This is a genomic window from Nonomuraea rhodomycinica (genome assembly GCF_013363995.1).
Lineage (GTDB): Bacteria > Actinomycetota > Actinomycetes > Streptosporangiales > Streptosporangiaceae > Nonomuraea > Nonomuraea rhodomycinica.
Genome location: NZ_JABWGO010000008.1, coordinates 1 through 14235, shown reverse-complemented (window position 1 = coordinate 14235; position 14235 = coordinate 1). Strand labels below are relative to the sequence as shown.

The window sequence follows — 14235 nt, the reverse complement described above, 5'->3', positions numbered from 1 at the left end:
CGGTGCGGAGTACGTCCCGGGCCGATCAGGCTGACCAGCGCAGGGCCGAGCTGCTCGAGGCCACGCGCAAGGTGGTGCTGGAGCGGGGTCTGGCCCACACCAGGATCGCCGACATCGCCAAGTCGATCAACGTCAGCGGCGGCCTCATCCACTACCACTTCGCGACCAAGGACGAGCTGATCACCGCCATGCTCCGGGCCACGCTCGACATCGAGAGCGCCAAGCTGGACGAGCTGGTCGCGGGCCCGGGCTCGGCGGTGGAGCGGCTGGACCGGGTGCTGCGCTACTACATCCCGGAGTCGCCCTCCGACCAGAGCTGGCTGCTCTGGATCGACGCCTGGAACACCGCGCTCAGGGAGCCGGCCGTCAACGAGATAATGCTGGAGCTGGAGACGGCCTGGCTCGACGCGCTGGCCCGGGTGCTGTCCGACGGCACGGAGTCGGGGGAGTTCGCCTGCGAGGACCCCGCGGGCGCGGCCGAGCGGATCGACGCCATGCTCGACGGGCTCATCATCCGCTACACCCTGCATCCCGACGTGCTCGACCGGGGGCGGCTGCTGGCCCACGCCCGCACCGCCGCCGCCGGCGAGGCCGGCATCCCGGTGACGGCCTTCTCGTGACGGCCTCCGGCATGCGCATCGGCGAGCTGGCCGAGCGGTTCGGGCTGGCCGCCCACGTCCTGCGCCACTGGGAGGCGATGGGGCTGCTCACCCCCGCGGCCCGGGTCAACGGCCGCCGCGTCTACACCGAGGACCACCTGGTGCGGGTGGCCACGATCGTGCGCGCCAAGGCGGGCGGGATGAGCCTGGAGCGCATCGGGCGGATGCTCCAGGCGTCCGGCCCGGACGAGCGGCGCGAGCTCCTGCGGCGCCAGCACGCCGAGCTGGAGCGGCGCCTGGCCGAGATCGCCGCCTCCAAGCGGCTGATCGAGCACGTCCTGGAGTGCGACGCCGAGGACTTCACCCGGTGCCCTGACTACCGGCGGGTCATCGAGAGCGGCATCGGCGCGGAACCGGACACCTGCGTGGGCCCCGCCTGACGGCCCGCGCGTCTCCTCGCTCTCAGGCGGGCAGAGCGGCCAGCAGGAACGCCAGGCGGGCGGCGGCCGACTCGACGTCGTCGGCCGTGCCGAGCCGGTAGCCCCACGAGGTGACGAAGCTGCCGTCCTCGGCGCACGTCACGGTCTCGGCGAGCGTGGTGGAGAAGCGGTTGCGCACCGACACGTACGCCGGGTCGCTGGCCAGCGAGAGGCTCTGGACCGTCAGGTCGGCGTGACGACCCGCGTACCACGCGAACCGCTCGAGGCTGAGCGCGGTATCAAGCATCATGCGTCACCTCCGCAACGTCTTCCGCGACAGAATTGCACGATCTTGTGGAGGCGGGCAAGCAATTGCGAGGATCAATGCGCGGATTGTTTCCGGTATTCGCCAAGAACGCGGATGATGACGTCCCTGCCGTCCTCGTCGAAGGCGGCCACCTTGGCGAAGTCCTCGAACGCCCGGACGTAGAAGGCGATGTCGTCGGGGTCCCGGAGCACCAGGTCCTTGGTCAGGGTCGCGACGCCGACCATGGCGTCGTTGTAGATCCAGAACCCGTTGATCGGCGCGGACGGCATCTCGGCGGTGTAAGGGATGACCCCGAACTCGACGTTCGGCAAGGTGCTGACGGCGAGCAGCCGGTCGAGCTGGCCGCGCATGACGTCGAGCGGGGCGAGCCGGGTGTGCAGCGCCGACTCGGGCAGCACGAAGCGGAACGTCCGCGCCCGGTCGTACAGGATCTCCTGGCGCTGCATCCGCACCCGGACCGCGGCGTCGATTTGCTCGGGCGCGCTGTAGAGGCGCTTGACCTTGCTGAACACGTGCCGGGAGTACTCGGCGGTCTGGAGCAGGCCGACGACGATGTTCGGCTCGAACACCCGGAACAGCCGGGTGCGGGCCTCCAGGTCGCGGATGTCCTCCTGGATCGCGGCCAGGCCGCTGCGGTGCCGCTGCTTCCAGTCGTCGTGCCGTTCCAGCAGCGCGATCGCCTGCCGGATCAGGTCGTCCGCGGTCTCCGGGCCGGCCCCCACGGCCTGCGCCCACACCACGACGTCGTCCTCGGTGGCCGTCTGCCTGGCGTTCTCCAGGCGCGAGACCTTGGACGGCTGCCAGCGCAGCCGCTCGGCCAGGTCCTTGCCCGACAGGTGCGCGGCCTCGCGAAGCTGCCGCAGCTGGCTGCCGAGGTCGATCCGCGCCTGCTGAAAGGACGTCACGCCGCAAGAGGCTAGACGGGAGCGGGTGGATCATGCCAGAGGCAGTGGCGCAATCGTGACCAAGCAACAGCGGAATGTGGCGAACCGGATGTCGGACCGGCCTCGGCTAGGGCTTCGGGGGCTCCGGCAGGACACGGCGGGCGATCTCGGTGATGAGTTCCCGGGGCACCTCCACCGCGTCCTCCCCGTCGAGGACGTCGCGCAGGTCGGCGAGGGCTTCGGGATCGGTGAGCCGCAGGCCCTGCACCACGATGGTGCCGCGGTCGGTCTCGTACAGGGTGGGGCAGGCGCCCGCCTCCGACGTGGAGCCGAGGAACCGCATGCGCATGGTTGGGTCCTTCCCCCATGGACAAAGATCTGCAATTGCGCGCAATTGTACGGCCCGACAGGACACATCTGATCGTTTTTGGAAAAATCACCATATTGGGAGATCGAAGGGATTCTCCGGTCAGAAAGGTCGACAAGGAGAGTCAGCCCACGAGCGAGGCCTGCCAGGATGGGTCGTCATGAGGACCCACTCCGCGGCCGCGCCTCGCCGGGCTCGACGGCGGGCGGCTGGTGGAGGGTGAGAGCGAGCGTGCCGACGAGGAGCCGGGCCGCGAGCCGGCGCCCGGCACGGAACGGGCGGTAGCCGTACCCGCTGCGGGGTCGGTCCCGCCGGCACCCCCCGCGACGGAACGCGCGGATCAGCCCAGGGCCTGCATGAACGGGAGGAACTGCCGGGTGCGGTCACCGGGCAGGCTGCCGTTCCTGACCATGAGCGACACCGCCCACGGCCGGCCCATCCCGTGCGCCACGGCCCAGGCGACCAGCTCCTCCTGGGCGAGGTCGAGGTCCATGCGCACCTCGCCCCCGGCGTCGAGGGCCAGGTCGCCGATCAGAGCCTGGGCGGTGGCGAGATCCCGCGCCACGACGGGGCCGATGACGACGTCCGTATCGTTGCGCCAGCAGTGACCGAAACCCTGGTCCGCCACCCGGACGGAGACCCCGAACCCGAACATCCGACGCAGCACGTGCGAGCGGTCGGTGCCGAAGGTCTCCGCGTCGAGGGCCAGGATGGCGCCGAGGTCGTCGCCGGTCGCCGGGCGGGTCGCGCCGGACGGCTCGCCGGCGAACACGCCGGTGTGCTTGGCGACCCGGCCCACGGTGCGGAAGCCGAGCCGCTCGTACAGCGGGCGGCCCTGCTCGGTGGCGTGCAGGGAGACGGTACGGTCGCCGGCCTGCTCCAGCGCGTGCTCCATGAGCGCGCGGGCGAGCCCCTGGCGGGCGTGGCGCTCGGCGGTGAGGACCATGCTGATCACGGCGTGGTCGTGGCCGTAGCGGGTGAGGATGTTCGTCGCCGCCAGTCCGTCGCCGTCGGGCGCGTCGATGCCGTAGCCCTGGCCGACGTCGAGCAGCAGCGCCCACTTGTGGCGCTCGGGCCCCCACTGGCGGGAGATGGCCAGGCGGGTGCAGGCGTCCAGGTCGGCCGGGCCGAGGTGGCGGATCCTCATCACGCCCGGCATCCTTCCGTATCCGGATGTGGGCTCACAAACCTTTTTGTACGGCTGAATCCCCTTCTGGTGGGGTATAAGTGAAGGGAGTGTGTCGTGGCGGTTGATGTGGGTGGGACTACCCGGCAGGGCGGCCTCATCAGCCGCGACGGCGCGCTCCGCTCCCGGAACCCGCGCCCGAGCCCCGTGGGTCAGCCGCTCACCCGCGCCATCCCGAGCAGCAGCATCGCGTCGTGGTCGGGGGTGCCCGGCTCCGCCTGGTAGACGACCAGCCGGTGCCCGTCGCTGCGCGCGACCGTCAGCACCTCGTACGTCAACGTCATGGCGCCCACGGCCGGATGCCGGAAGCACTTGCGGCCGTTGGCCCGCTTGCCGACGTCGTAGCGGTCCCACAGGGCGGCGAACTCCCGGCTCTTGACCGCCAGCTCACCCACCACGGCAACCACGTCGGGCGCGTCGGGATACGTGCCCGCGGCGGCCCGCAGATGAGCCACCGTGGCCGCGGCCACCTCGTCCCAGTTCTCGTAGAGGCTCCTGCCCCGCGGGTCCAGGAAGGTGTAGCGCGCGGTGTTGCGCGAGGCGGCCGGCCACTCCTCGATCCCCGGCAGCAGCCGCATCCCCGCCTCGTTGGCGGCCAGCAGGTCGTTGGCCCGGCTCAGCACCTGCGCGGGGTGCGGGGCGACGATGTCCAGCAACCGGCGCACCCCGGCCCTGATCTGCCGGGGAGGAGGGGCGGCGGCGGATCGGGCCACGGGAGCGTTGGCCAGCTCGAACAGGTGCCTCCGCTCGTCCTCGCCCAGCCGCAGCACCCCGGCGATCGCCTCCAGCACCGCCGGGCTGGGGTTGCCCTGTTTGCCCTGCTCCAGGCGGGTGTAGTACTCGATGCTCACGCCGGCGAGCATCGCCACCTCCTCGCGGCGCAGCCCGGGCGTCCGGCGGCGTCCGGTGGTGGCGGGCAGCCCCGCCTCCTTGGGCGCGATCCTGGACCGCCGCGCCCGCAGGAACTCGCCAAGATCGGTCTTCGCTGGCATTCCCCCAGTATGTCGCTCCGCCGGCGGCCCGAGGGTGGCCCTGCGAGGGCACCCCTCGGGCGGGCCTGCCTCACCGCCTTCCACGGCGGGCACGATGACACCGCACGTCGATCAGGCACTGACCAAGGAGAGAACGATGGCAGTCGTGGCAATCGTCGGAGTGGGCATCATGGGCCGGGGCATGGCCGCCAACCTGGCCGGCGCCGGGCACGAGGTGGTCCTGTGGAACCGCAGCCCGCTGCGCCCCGAGGTGCTGTCGTCGATCTCGGAGGCCGCGCGGGTGGCGGGCACCCCGGCGGAGGCGGCCCGCCATGCCGACGTGGTCTTCGAGGTGACCGCCGACGACGGATCCTCGCGCGCGGTCTGGACCGGCCCCGACGGCATCCTGGCCGGCGCCCGTCCCGGCACGACCTTGATCTCCTCCGCCACCCTGTCGGTCGACTGGGTCGCCGAGCTCGCGGCCGCCTGCGCCGAGCGGGGGCTCACGTTCTTCGACATGCCGGTGACGGGCGGGGCGGAGGGCGCCCGGACCGGCAACCTCACGATGCTGGCCGGTGGCGACGCGGCCCGGCTCGCCGAACTCGACCCGGTGCTGACCGCCGTCGCCCGGGACGTCCGGCACTTCGGCCCGGTCGGCGCCGGCACGCGCTTCAAGCTGGTGCTCAACACGCTGCAGGCCGTTCACATGGTCGCGTTCGGCGAGGCGATGAGGCTCGCCGGGGAGGCGGGTCTGGACCTCGGGCAGGTGGGGGCCGCGCTGGTGGAGCGGCCCGGAGGGGTCGTCACCAGGCTGGCGCACGACAACCTCGTCACGCCGCCCGATCCGATCAACTTCTCCGCGGAGTGGGCGCGCAAGGACCTCGACTACGCGTCGCGGCTGGCGGGGTCCGGCGGGTACCCCTTCCTCGACGCCGTGCTCACGGCCTTCACCCGGGTCGTGGCCGAGGGCCGGGGCGGGGAGGACTGGAGCGTCGTCAACCGCACCGCGTCCTGAGCCCGGTCCGTGGCCTGTGCCTGGCCCGTGTCCTGTGCCCGGTCCCCTGTGCCCGGTCCGTGTCCTGGGCCCGGTCCGCGTCCTGGACGGTGCCCGTGTGCCGGGCCGGTCAGGCGGGCGGCTCGGCGGGGCCCGGCAGAAGGTCCTCGGGGACGTCGATCGGACAGGCGCGCAGCTCCTCACCCAGGGCCTTGGCCTGGGGGTCCATGCGGGGGCTGGCGGCCACGCCGCGGCCCAGCAGGCCGTGCACGACGAAGTTCAGGGCGTGCAGGTTGGGGAGGTCGTGGCGGTCGATCCGGTACGGGGCCAGCTCGGGCAGCAGCTCCTTCAGCCGGTCCACGGTGAGGGTGGCGGACAGCCAGGCGTGCCGTTCCGGCGTGCCCACCCAGACGCCCAGGTTGGCGTTGCCGCCCTTGTCCCCCGAACGGGCCCCCATGATGCGGCCCAGGGGGATGCGCCGGACGTGTGCGGTGGCGGGTCTGTCAACGGACGGGGGTCGGTCGACGGCTGGGGGTCGATCGACGGGGGGCGGGGCGCCGTTGCCGGGCGCCGCGCTCCGCCGTACCTCTTCCCGCCGACCCGGCGCCAGAGGGGCCGCGGCTGGTGCAGGACACGCCGAGTCCTTCGCCACGGAGGCCAGTGCAGGGCCTTGGGGGTCCTGCGGGTCCGTCCCCATGGCGGCCGGTGCGGGGGCCTGCGGGGTTCGGGGCCGGGAGGCCGGTGCGGTTTCCTTTCCGTCCTTCGCCACGGCGGCCGGAGGGGCGGGATCCGGAGGGAGGGGACAGCCGTCGAGGTGGACGGTCCATGGGACCTCGGCCGCCGGGACCAGGATCGGCCAGTAGATCCCGTACGGCGAGGCGTCGCCCGGCGGCGTCAGCGCGTGGAAGCCCGGGTAGCCGGCCAGGCCCGTCTCCACCACCGCGGAGGAGAAGACGCGGCCCGCCTTGCGCCGGTCACGGTCCATGACGGTGACCCGCAGCAGTCCCCGGTCGGTGAGCGTGACGTCCACCTGGTCGAACGACTCCCGCGGCACCCGCGCCCAGATCGCCTCCTCCGCGACCCGCGCCTTGTCCGCCACGTCCAGGCCCGTCAGCACGAGCGTCATCGTGTTGCGGTAGCCGGCCGGCACGGTCACCGCGACCTTGAGCGTGTCCGGCGGCGGCTCGCCGCGCACCCCCGAGATCCGCACCCGGTCCGGGCCGTCGTCCGACAGCGTGACGGTGTCGAAGCGCGCCACCACGTCCGGGCCGGGATAGCGCGGCCCCGCGATCTCGTACACGAGCTGCGCCGTGACCGTGCCCACCGAGACGAGGCCGCCCGTGCCGGGGTGCTTGGTGATGACCGACGAGCCGTCGGCGTGCAGCTCGGCGATCGGGAAGCCGCAGTGCGCGAGGTCCGGGACGTCCTGGAAGAACGCGTAGTTGCCGCCCGTGGCCTGACAGCCGCACTCGATGACGTGGCCGGCGACCACCGATCCGGCCAGGGCGTCCAGGTCGTCCGGGCCCCAGCCGTACCGCCACATGCCCGGGCCGGTCACCAGGGCGGCGTCGGTGACCCGGCCGGTCACCACGACGTCCGCTCCCGCGGCGAGCGCGCGGGCGATGGGCCGTCCGCCGAGGTAGGCGTTGGCGGTCAGCGGCTCGGCGTCGAGCCGTTCGCCGGTGTCGGCGTTGACCAGGTCGAGCGGCCGTCCCATGAGGTCGTCGCCGGTGACGTGCGCGACGGCGGGGGACAGGCCGAGCCGGGCGGCCAGCTCGTGGACGGCCTCGGCGCAGCCCGCCGGGTCGAGGCCGCCCGCGTTCGCGACGATCTTGATGCCGCGGTCGAGGCAGGGGCCGAGCACGTCCTCGAGCTGCCTGAGAAACGTCGGCGCGTAGCCGGGACGGCCCTTGAGGCGGTTGCCGGCCAGGATGAGCATGGTCAGCTCCGCCAGCCAGTCGCCGGTGAGCACGTCGACGGGGCCGCCCTCGACCATCTCGCGGGCGGCAGACAGCCGGTCGCCGTAGAAGCCGCTGCAGTTGGCGACGCGGAGCACCGTCACACCTCCGGCGAAGGCGCGGTCGTCATGACTGCTTCTCCTCGCCCGGCTTCTCCTCGCCCGGTTCCGCGTCCGGCTTCTCCTCGTCCGGCGCGGCCGGGACCCAGGAGGGCGGGCGCTTGGCCATGAACGCTGCGATCCCCTCCTGCCCCTCCTGGGACGTGAAGCGCTGCGCCGACAGCGCCGTCATCCGCCGCAGCCCCTCCTCGAACGGCATGGCCGGCACCTCGCGCACCAGCCGCTTGGTGATCGCCAGCGCCTCGGGCCCGCCCTTGACGAGCATGTCCGCGTAGTGCGCGACCGCCGCGTCCAGCTCCTCCGCCGGTACGGCGCGCGACAGCAGCCCGATCTCCACCGCCCTGGCGGCGTCGAACACCTCCCCGGTCATCAGGTACTCGGCCGCCGCCCTCGGGTTCAGCCTGCGCAGCACCGGTACGGAGATCATCGCGGGCACCACGCCGAGCCGTACCTCGCTGAACGCGAAGGACGCCGTCAGCGGCGCGACGGCGAAGTCGCAGGCCGCCACCAGGCCCAGGCCGCCGGCCCGGGCGGTGCCGTTGAGCCGGCAGATGACCGGCTTCGGGCTCTCCCACAGCAGCGCCATGATCTCCGGGAACGACGCCGTCACCGGGGCGTCGGCGGCGCCCGAGGCGGGCTCGATCCGCTGCTCCTTCAGGTCGGCGCCCGAGCAGAAGACCGGGCCGGTGCCGGTCAGCACGATCACCCGCGCCTCCGGTTCGGCCAGCGCCCAGGTCAGCCGTTCCTCCAGGTCACCGAGCAGCCGCACGGACAGCGCGTTGCGGTTCGGCGGAGAGTCGAGGGTGATCGTGGCCACTCCGCCGGCGAGCTCCCTGTGGACCAGGCGCGTCATGTGTTCTCCTCGTCGATGATCGCCAGCACCGCCCCGGCCTCGACCTGGTCGCCCTTCCCCACGCGCAGCGCGGACACGATCCCGGCGGCGGGCGCGGTGATCCGATGCTCCATCTTCATGGCTTCCAGCACCAGCACGGCCTGCCCCTTGCCCACGCGCTGCCCTTCCTTGACCTCCACCCGAAGGACGCCGCCGGGCATGGGCGCGAGCAGTGAGCCGGGCGCGGCCCGCTCGACCGGCTCCGGCAGGCGCGGGAGCGGCGTCAGCTCGGCGTGGACGCCGCCGGAGTCGACGTACACCTTGCCGCCGTGGCGGGCGACCTGGAACGCCCGCCGCACGCCGTCCGCCTCCAGCACGACCAGGTCCGGCTCGGCGGACACCACGGCGACGCCGTCGGGCAGCGGGTCGTAGACCGTCTCGGCCTCCTCGAAGCGGGCGGTGCGCGGCTGCGAGCGGACGTTGCGCCAGCCGCCGGGCAGGCTCGCGAGGACGCGCGCGTCGCGGCGGTTGGCGGCGGCCCCGGCCAGGGCGGCGGCGAGCACGGCGAGCGGCGGCGGCCCCGGCGGGTCCGGGGGCAGGAGCGTGTCGCGGTGCTCGTCCAGGAAGCCGATGTGCGTGTCGCCCGCGCGGAACGCGGGATGGTCCAGGACGGCGACCAGCAGGTCGCGGTTCGTGGTGACGCCGTGCAGCCGGGCCCGCCGCAGCGCCGCCGCCAGCTTCCGGACCGCCTCGCCGCGCGTGGCGCCGTGCGCGATCACCTTGGCGAGCATCGCGTCGTAGTACGGCGGCACCACGGAGCCCGGCTCCACCCCGGAGTCCACCCGTATGCCGTGCCCGTGCCCCGGGAGCTCGACGTGCGACAGGACGCCCGTCTGCGGCAGGTGGTCGCGGTCCTCGGCGTACAGGCGGGCCTCGACGGCGTGGCCGCGCGGCTCCGGCGGGTCCGCCGGCAGCGCGGAACCCTCGGCGATCTCGATCTGGAGCCGCACCAGGTCCACCCGGTACACCAGCTCGGTCACCGGGTGCTCCACCTGGAGCCGGGTGTTCATCTCCAGGAACGCCACCCGCTCGCCCGCGACCAGGAACTCCACGGTGCCCGCGCCCACGTAGCCGATCGCCCGGGCCGCGCGAACCGCCGCCGCGCGCAGCCTCTCGCGCACGGCGTCACCGATGCCCGGCGACGGGCACTCCTCGACGACCTTCTGGTGGCGGCGCTGGATGCTGCACTCGCGCTCGCCGAGCGCCCACACCGTGCCGTGCCCGTCGGCGAGGACCTGCACCTCGACGTGCCGGGCGCCCTCCAGCAGCGGCTCCACGAACACCGTGCCGTCGCCGAACGCCGCCTCGGCCTCCCGCCGCGCCGACTCCACCTGCGCGGCGAGGTCGGCGGGGGAGCGCACCACGCGCATCCCGCGCCCGCCGCCGCCCGCCGACGCCTTCACCAGCAACGGGTACGCGGGCTCCCCGGCGTCATCGCGCGAGCCGTCCGCGCCGGCCTCCCACGAGGGCAGGACCGGGACCCCCGCCTCCGCCATCAGCCGCTTGGCCGTCACCTTCGACCCCATCGCGGCGACCGCCTCCGGCGGCGGCCCCACCCACACGAGCCCCGCCGCCAGCACGGACCGCGCGAACTCCGCGCTCTCCGACAGGAACCCGTAGCCCGGGTGGACCGCGTCCGCCCCCGAGGCCCGGCACGCCGCCACGATCCGGTCGATCGCCAGGTACGTCTCCGCCGGCCGCGTGCCCGGCAGCCGTACCGCGACGTCGGCCTCGGCCACGTGCGGCGCGCGGGCGTCGGCGTCGGAGAACACCGCGACGGTCTCGACGCCGAGCTCACGGCAGGTACGGAAGACGCGGCGGGCGATCTCGCCCCGGTTGGCCACCAGCAGGCGGGTGATCATGGCCGGAACACCCCGTATCCCGCCGCCTCGGGCACCGGCGCGCTGTTGACCGCCGACAGGCACAGCCCGAGCACGGTCCGGGTGTCGCGCGGGTCGATCACCCCGTCGTCGTACAGCCGCCCGGACAGGAAGAACGGCAGCGACTCCGCCTCCACCTGCGCCTCCACCATGGCTCGCATCGCCGCGTCGGCCTCCTCGTCGTACACCTGCCCGCGCGCCTCGGCCGAGGCGCGGCCGACGATCGACAGCACTCCGGCGAGCTGCGCGGGTCCCATGACCGCGGACTTGGCGCTGGGCCAGGCGAACAGGAACCTCGGGTCGTAGGCCCGGCCGCACATGCCGTAGTTGCCCGCGCCGTACGAGGCGCCCATGACCACGGTCAGGTGCGGCACGGTCGAGTTGGACACCGCGTTGATCATCATGGCGCCGTGCTTGATGATGCCGCGCTGCTCGTACTCCTTGCCGACCATGTAGCCCGTGGTGTTCTGCAGGAACAGCAGCGGGGTGCGCGTCTGGTTCGCGAGCTGGATGAACTGGGCCGCCTTCTGCGACTCCTCGCTGAACAGCACGCCCCGGGCGTTGGCCAGGACGCCGAGGGGGTAGCCGTGCAGCCGCGCCCACCCGGTGACCAGCGACGCGCCGTACAGCGGCTTGAACTCGTCGAACTCGCTGCCGTCCACGATCCGGGCGATCACCTCGCGCGGGTCGAACGGGACGCGCAGGTCGTCCGGGACGAGCCCGAGCAGCTCCTCGGCCGGGCGGGCGGGCTCGCGCACCGGCGTCAGCGGCCGGGCGCCGAGCTTGCGCCAGCCGAGCGAGCGGACGATCCGCCGCCCGAGCCGCAGCGCGTCGTGCTCGTCGGCGGCGAGGTGGTCGGCCAGGCCGCTGACGCGCGCGTGCATCTCGGCGCCGCCGAGCGACTCGTCGTCGGACTCCTCGCCGGTCGCCATCTTCACCAGCGGCGGACCGCCGAGGAACACCTTCGCCCGGTCGCGGACCATCACCACGTGGTCGCTCATCCCCGGCACGTAGGCGCCGCCGGCGGTCGAGTTGCCGAAGACCAGGGCGATCGTCGGGATCCCGGCCGCCGACAGCCGCGTCAGGTCGCGGAAGACCTGACCGCCCGGGATGAAGATCTCCTTCTGCGTCGGCAGGTCCGCGCCGCCGCTCTCCACGAGGTTGACGTACGGCAGGCGGTTCTTCAGGGCGATGTCGGAGGCGCGCAGGGTCTTGCGGAGCGTCCACGGGTTGGAGGCGCCGCCCCGCACCGTGGGGTCGCTGGCGCACACCACGCACTCGACGCCCTCGATCACCCCGATCCCCGTCACGACGCTCGCGCCGACGTGGAAGTCGCTGCCCCAGGCGGCCAGCGGCGACAGCTCCAGGAACGGGGAGTCGGGGTCGAGCAGCAGCTCGATCCGCTCGCGGGCGAGCAGCTTGCCGCGGGCCCGGTGCCGCTCGCGGTACTTCTCGCCGCCGCCCGCCACCGCCTTGGCGTGCTCGGCGTCCAGCTCGGCCAGCTTGGCCAGCATCGCCTCGCGCCGCCGCGCGTACTCGGGGTCGCCGGTGTCGAGTCTGCTCCCGATCACGTGTCCTCCGCAGAAGTCGACGCGGGTGTCAACCCGATGGCCCGGGCCCACAGCCGGGTCAGCAGGTCCACGGCCGCGCGCTCGTCGGCCGGCTCGCCGAGGTCGAGCCAGACGCGGGCGAAGTGCTCGACCATGCCGCCCAGCATGATCGCGGTCAGCCGCGGGTCGAGCGCCGGGTCGGCCAGGCCCTGCTCCTGGAGGCGGCGCAGCCCGTCGGCGCCGCGCCGCACGAACACCTCGCGCAGCTCCAGCAGCAGCTCGCGCAGGCCCTCCTCGGCCGTGGCGGCCTGCTCCAGCATGCGCACCAGCCGCGAGTTGGCGGACCAGGCGCGCAGGTAGAGCCGGTTGGCGGCCTCGATCCGCGCGTACGGGTCGCCGGAGGCCGCGGGGCCCACCACGCTGGCGGCGAACATCTCGCCCACGACCGCCGCGGCCACCTCGCGGAACAGCGCCTCCTTGGAGGCGAAGTAGGTGTAGAAGGTGCCGTGCGAGACGCCGGCCCTGGCGCACACGTCGTCCACCCGCACGGCCTCGTACCCGTGCTCGTCGAACGCCTCCCGGCCGGCCCGCACCAGCGTCTCCCTGGTGCGCCTGCCCCGGGCCGTCAGCGCGTCCGACTTGACGATCACGTCAACAGCGTAACCCGGGGCCGTGCCGGGGGGAAGGCACGGTCACGGAGACCACGGGCCCGCACAGCGGAAGGCGCCCGGCCGGGAACCGGCAGGGCGCCTTCGGCGACGCTCAAGGGACGCTCAGGGGACACGCCCCCGGTGGGTCAGCCGCAGTGGCTCCAGCCCGACTTCCAGGTCAGCGTCTTCCAGGTGCCGCCCCAGACCACGCACTGCTTCTTCGCGCTCAGGCGCACCGGGCCCGCGTACGCGGTGAAGCTGCCCGGGTTCGAGCCGCTGGAGCCGCCCTTGACCTGGAGGATCGCGTTCATCGCGACCTTGCCCGGATACACGTACTTCGACATGGTCGCCACGCAGTTCTGGCCCGAGCCCGAGTTGTAGAGCAGGTAGATCGTGGCGTTGCCGCCGAGCGCGTGGCTGTCGATCACCTTGTAGCCCGCCCCGCACACCTGGGTCGGCGTGTACGGGTTCGGCTTGAGCGGGGCCGCGGTGGTGGGCTTGACCGTCGGCTTCGCGGTGGTCGGCTTGACCGTCGGCTTCACGGTGGGCCTGGCGGTCGTCGGCTTGGCCGACGGCTGCGGCACCTGGTCCTCGCCCGGCGTGTCCGTGGGCGCCGTCGCCGGGTCCACCATGTCGTCCGAGTGCGTCTTGGTCTTGCTGGGCTTGCTGGTGGGAGCCGGCGCGGAGGTCTTCTCCTCGTGCTTCGGCGGGGCCACCGTGGCGGGGATCTGCGCCTGGGTGGCGACCGGCTGGAGGGGGCTCGGCTGGCTCGGCTGCTTCTGCGCCGCCGCCGTCTTCGTCGGCTCCGGCTCCTCCAGGTCGGGAGTGGGGACCGCGCCGGTCGTCGGCAGGCCCGGCTCGGGGGTGGCCTCCACGCCCGGCGGCTCCAGGGGCTGCCCGCCGGCCGAGCCGTCGGTGGGGGTCGCCTGGCTCTGGTTGCCCACGGCGACGACCTCGGTGGGCTTGCCCTGGGACTGCACGATGACCGCGCCGGCCACGACGAGCAGGGCCGCGGCGGCGGCGCCGGACAGGGCGAACGTGAGGGTGCGGCGCTGCTTGGCGGCCTGCTCGGGCTGGCCCTGCTGACCGCCGGGGCCGCCGGGGCCGTCGGCGCCGTTGGCGCCGTGACCACGCTGGCCGCCCCGGCCGTTCGCGGGGCCGGCGTGCGGGGCCGGGCCGTTGGGGTGGCCGGAGTGCGGGGCCGGGCCTTGAGGGTGGCCGGCGTGCGCGGCAGGGCCGTGGGGGTGGCCGGGGGCGCGGCGGACGACGGGGAGGTTGAGGTCGTCGCCTTCGTCGGGGATGGCGGTGCGGCTGACCTGGGGGTCGAGGCCGGCGCGGGTGGCGTCGTGGTCGCGGGTTTCCCAGTAGAGGTAGCGCGTGACGTCGGGGCGCGATTCGAAGGCGTGGACGGCGTCGAGGTCGTCGGGGGTGAAGGGGC

At 73.6% G+C, this 14235-nt stretch carries 14 protein-coding genes; 3 read left to right on the top strand and 11 right to left on the bottom strand.

Annotated elements, in window-relative coordinates:
• Window positions 1-2 precede the first annotated feature (2 nt).
• Both HT134_RS28300 and HT134_RS28295 read left to right on the top strand, forming a co-directional pair.
• Window positions 3-620, top strand: a complete 618-nt coding sequence (locus HT134_RS28300; protein WP_175603523.1) for a TetR/AcrR family transcriptional regulator — start codon at window positions 3-5, stop codon at window positions 618-620.
• Complete coding sequence (locus HT134_RS28295; RefSeq protein WP_312888501.1) at window positions 617-1039, top strand: helix-turn-helix domain-containing protein; 423 nt, start codon at window positions 617-619, stop codon at window positions 1037-1039. Before HT134_RS28300 ends, HT134_RS28295 begins: the two co-directional genes overlap by 4 nt.
• Window positions 1040-1061: 22 nt before the next feature.
• On the opposite strand, the gene HT134_RS28290 is transcribed toward HT134_RS28295, so the two are convergent.
• The 5 genes from HT134_RS28290 to HT134_RS28270 all read right to left on the bottom strand — a co-directional run bounded on the left by HT134_RS28290 (window position 1062) and on the right by HT134_RS28270 (window position 4775).
• A complete protein-coding gene (locus HT134_RS28290) occupies window positions 1062-1328 on the bottom strand; it encodes a hypothetical protein (protein ID WP_175603522.1) in 267 nt (88 codons plus the stop codon).
• 71 nt (window positions 1329-1399) lie between these two features.
• Window positions 1400-2251: a helix-turn-helix domain-containing protein gene (locus HT134_RS28285; RefSeq protein WP_175603521.1), complete on the bottom strand. Its 852-nt coding sequence runs from the start codon at window positions 2249-2251 to the stop codon at window positions 1400-1402.
• Window positions 2252-2357: 106 nt separating this feature from the next.
• A complete protein-coding gene (locus tag HT134_RS28280; RefSeq protein WP_175593566.1) occupies window positions 2358-2579 on the bottom strand; it encodes a hypothetical protein in 222 nt (73 codons plus the stop codon).
• Window positions 2580-2937: 358 nt separating this feature from the next.
• On the bottom strand, window positions 2938-3744 hold the full coding sequence (locus HT134_RS28275; protein ID WP_175603794.1) for a GNAT family N-acetyltransferase: 807 nt from the start codon (window positions 3742-3744) through the stop codon (window positions 2938-2940).
• Between the two features lie 191 nt (window positions 3745-3935).
• Window positions 3936-4775 (bottom strand): helix-turn-helix transcriptional regulator, encoded by an 840-nt coding sequence (locus HT134_RS28270; protein ID WP_175603520.1) that lies wholly within the window; start codon window positions 4773-4775, stop codon window positions 3936-3938.
• A gap of 136 nt (window positions 4776-4911) precedes the next feature.
• Here HT134_RS28270 and HT134_RS28265 point away from each other — a divergent pair, with 136 nt between their 5' ends.
• A complete protein-coding gene (locus HT134_RS28265; RefSeq protein WP_175603519.1) occupies window positions 4912-5769 on the top strand; it encodes an NAD(P)-dependent oxidoreductase in 858 nt (285 codons plus the stop codon).
• A 109-nt stretch (window positions 5770-5878) separates the two neighbouring features.
• Here HT134_RS28265 and HT134_RS28260 read toward each other — a convergent pair whose 3' ends face one another.
• From HT134_RS28260 to HT134_RS44870, 6 genes are all read right to left on the bottom strand, one after another.
• Complete coding sequence (locus HT134_RS28260; protein WP_175603518.1) at window positions 5879-7804, bottom strand: acyclic terpene utilization AtuA family protein; 1926 nt, start codon at window positions 7802-7804, stop codon at window positions 5879-5881.
• Window positions 7805-7832: 28 nt separating this feature from the next.
• On the bottom strand, window positions 7833-8678 hold the full coding sequence (locus HT134_RS28255) for an enoyl-CoA hydratase-related protein (protein ID WP_175603517.1): 846 nt from the start codon (window positions 8676-8678) through the stop codon (window positions 7833-7835).
• Window positions 8675-10579 (bottom strand): ATP-binding protein, encoded by a 1905-nt coding sequence (locus HT134_RS28250; protein ID WP_175603516.1) that lies wholly within the window; start codon window positions 10577-10579, stop codon window positions 8675-8677. The genes HT134_RS28255 and HT134_RS28250 overlap by 4 nt, the downstream gene beginning before the upstream one ends.
• Entirely contained in the window at window positions 10576-12111 is a 1536-nt protein-coding gene (locus tag HT134_RS28245) for an acyl-CoA carboxylase subunit beta (RefSeq protein ID WP_175603793.1), read from the bottom strand. The genes HT134_RS28250 and HT134_RS28245 overlap by 4 nt, the downstream gene beginning before the upstream one ends.
• Before the next feature lie 53 nt (window positions 12112-12164).
• Window positions 12165-12797 carry a TetR/AcrR family transcriptional regulator gene (locus HT134_RS28240; protein ID WP_175603515.1) on the bottom strand — a complete coding sequence of 211 codons (633 nt, stop codon included), beginning with the start codon at window positions 12795-12797 and terminating at the stop codon, window positions 12165-12167.
• Window positions 12798-12943: 146 nt separating this feature from the next.
• The coding region (locus HT134_RS44870) for a GNAT family N-acetyltransferase (RefSeq protein WP_512698718.1) at window positions 12944-14235 on the bottom strand (1292 nt) is incomplete at its 5' end.

Coding starts and splice junctions, on each gene's coding strand:
- HT134_RS28290 (WP_175603522.1), bottom strand. CDS start 1,328: ATGATGCTTGATACCGCGCTCAGCCTCGAGCGGTTCGCGTGGTACGCG.
- HT134_RS28280 (WP_175593566.1), bottom strand. CDS start 2,579: ATGCGCATGCGGTTCCTCGGCTCCACGTCGGAGGCGGGCGCCTGCCCC.
- HT134_RS28275 (WP_175603794.1), bottom strand. CDS start 3,744: ATGAGGATCCGCCACCTCGGCCCGGCCGACCTGGACGCCTGCACCCGC.
- HT134_RS28270 (WP_175603520.1), bottom strand. CDS start 4,775: ATGCCAGCGAAGACCGATCTTGGCGAGTTCCTGCGGGCGCGGCGGTCC.
- HT134_RS28265 (WP_175603519.1), top strand. CDS start 4,912: ATGGCAGTCGTGGCAATCGTCGGAGTGGGCATCATGGGCCGGGGCATG.
- HT134_RS28255 (WP_175603517.1), bottom strand. CDS start 8,678: ATGACGCGCCTGGTCCACAGGGAGCTCGCCGGCGGAGTGGCCACGATC.
- HT134_RS28250 (WP_175603516.1), bottom strand. CDS start 10,579: ATGATCACCCGCCTGCTGGTGGCCAACCGGGGCGAGATCGCCCGCCGC.
- HT134_RS28245 (WP_175603793.1), bottom strand. CDS start 12,111: ATGCTGGCCAAGCTGGCCGAGCTGGACGCCGAGCACGCCAAGGCGGTG.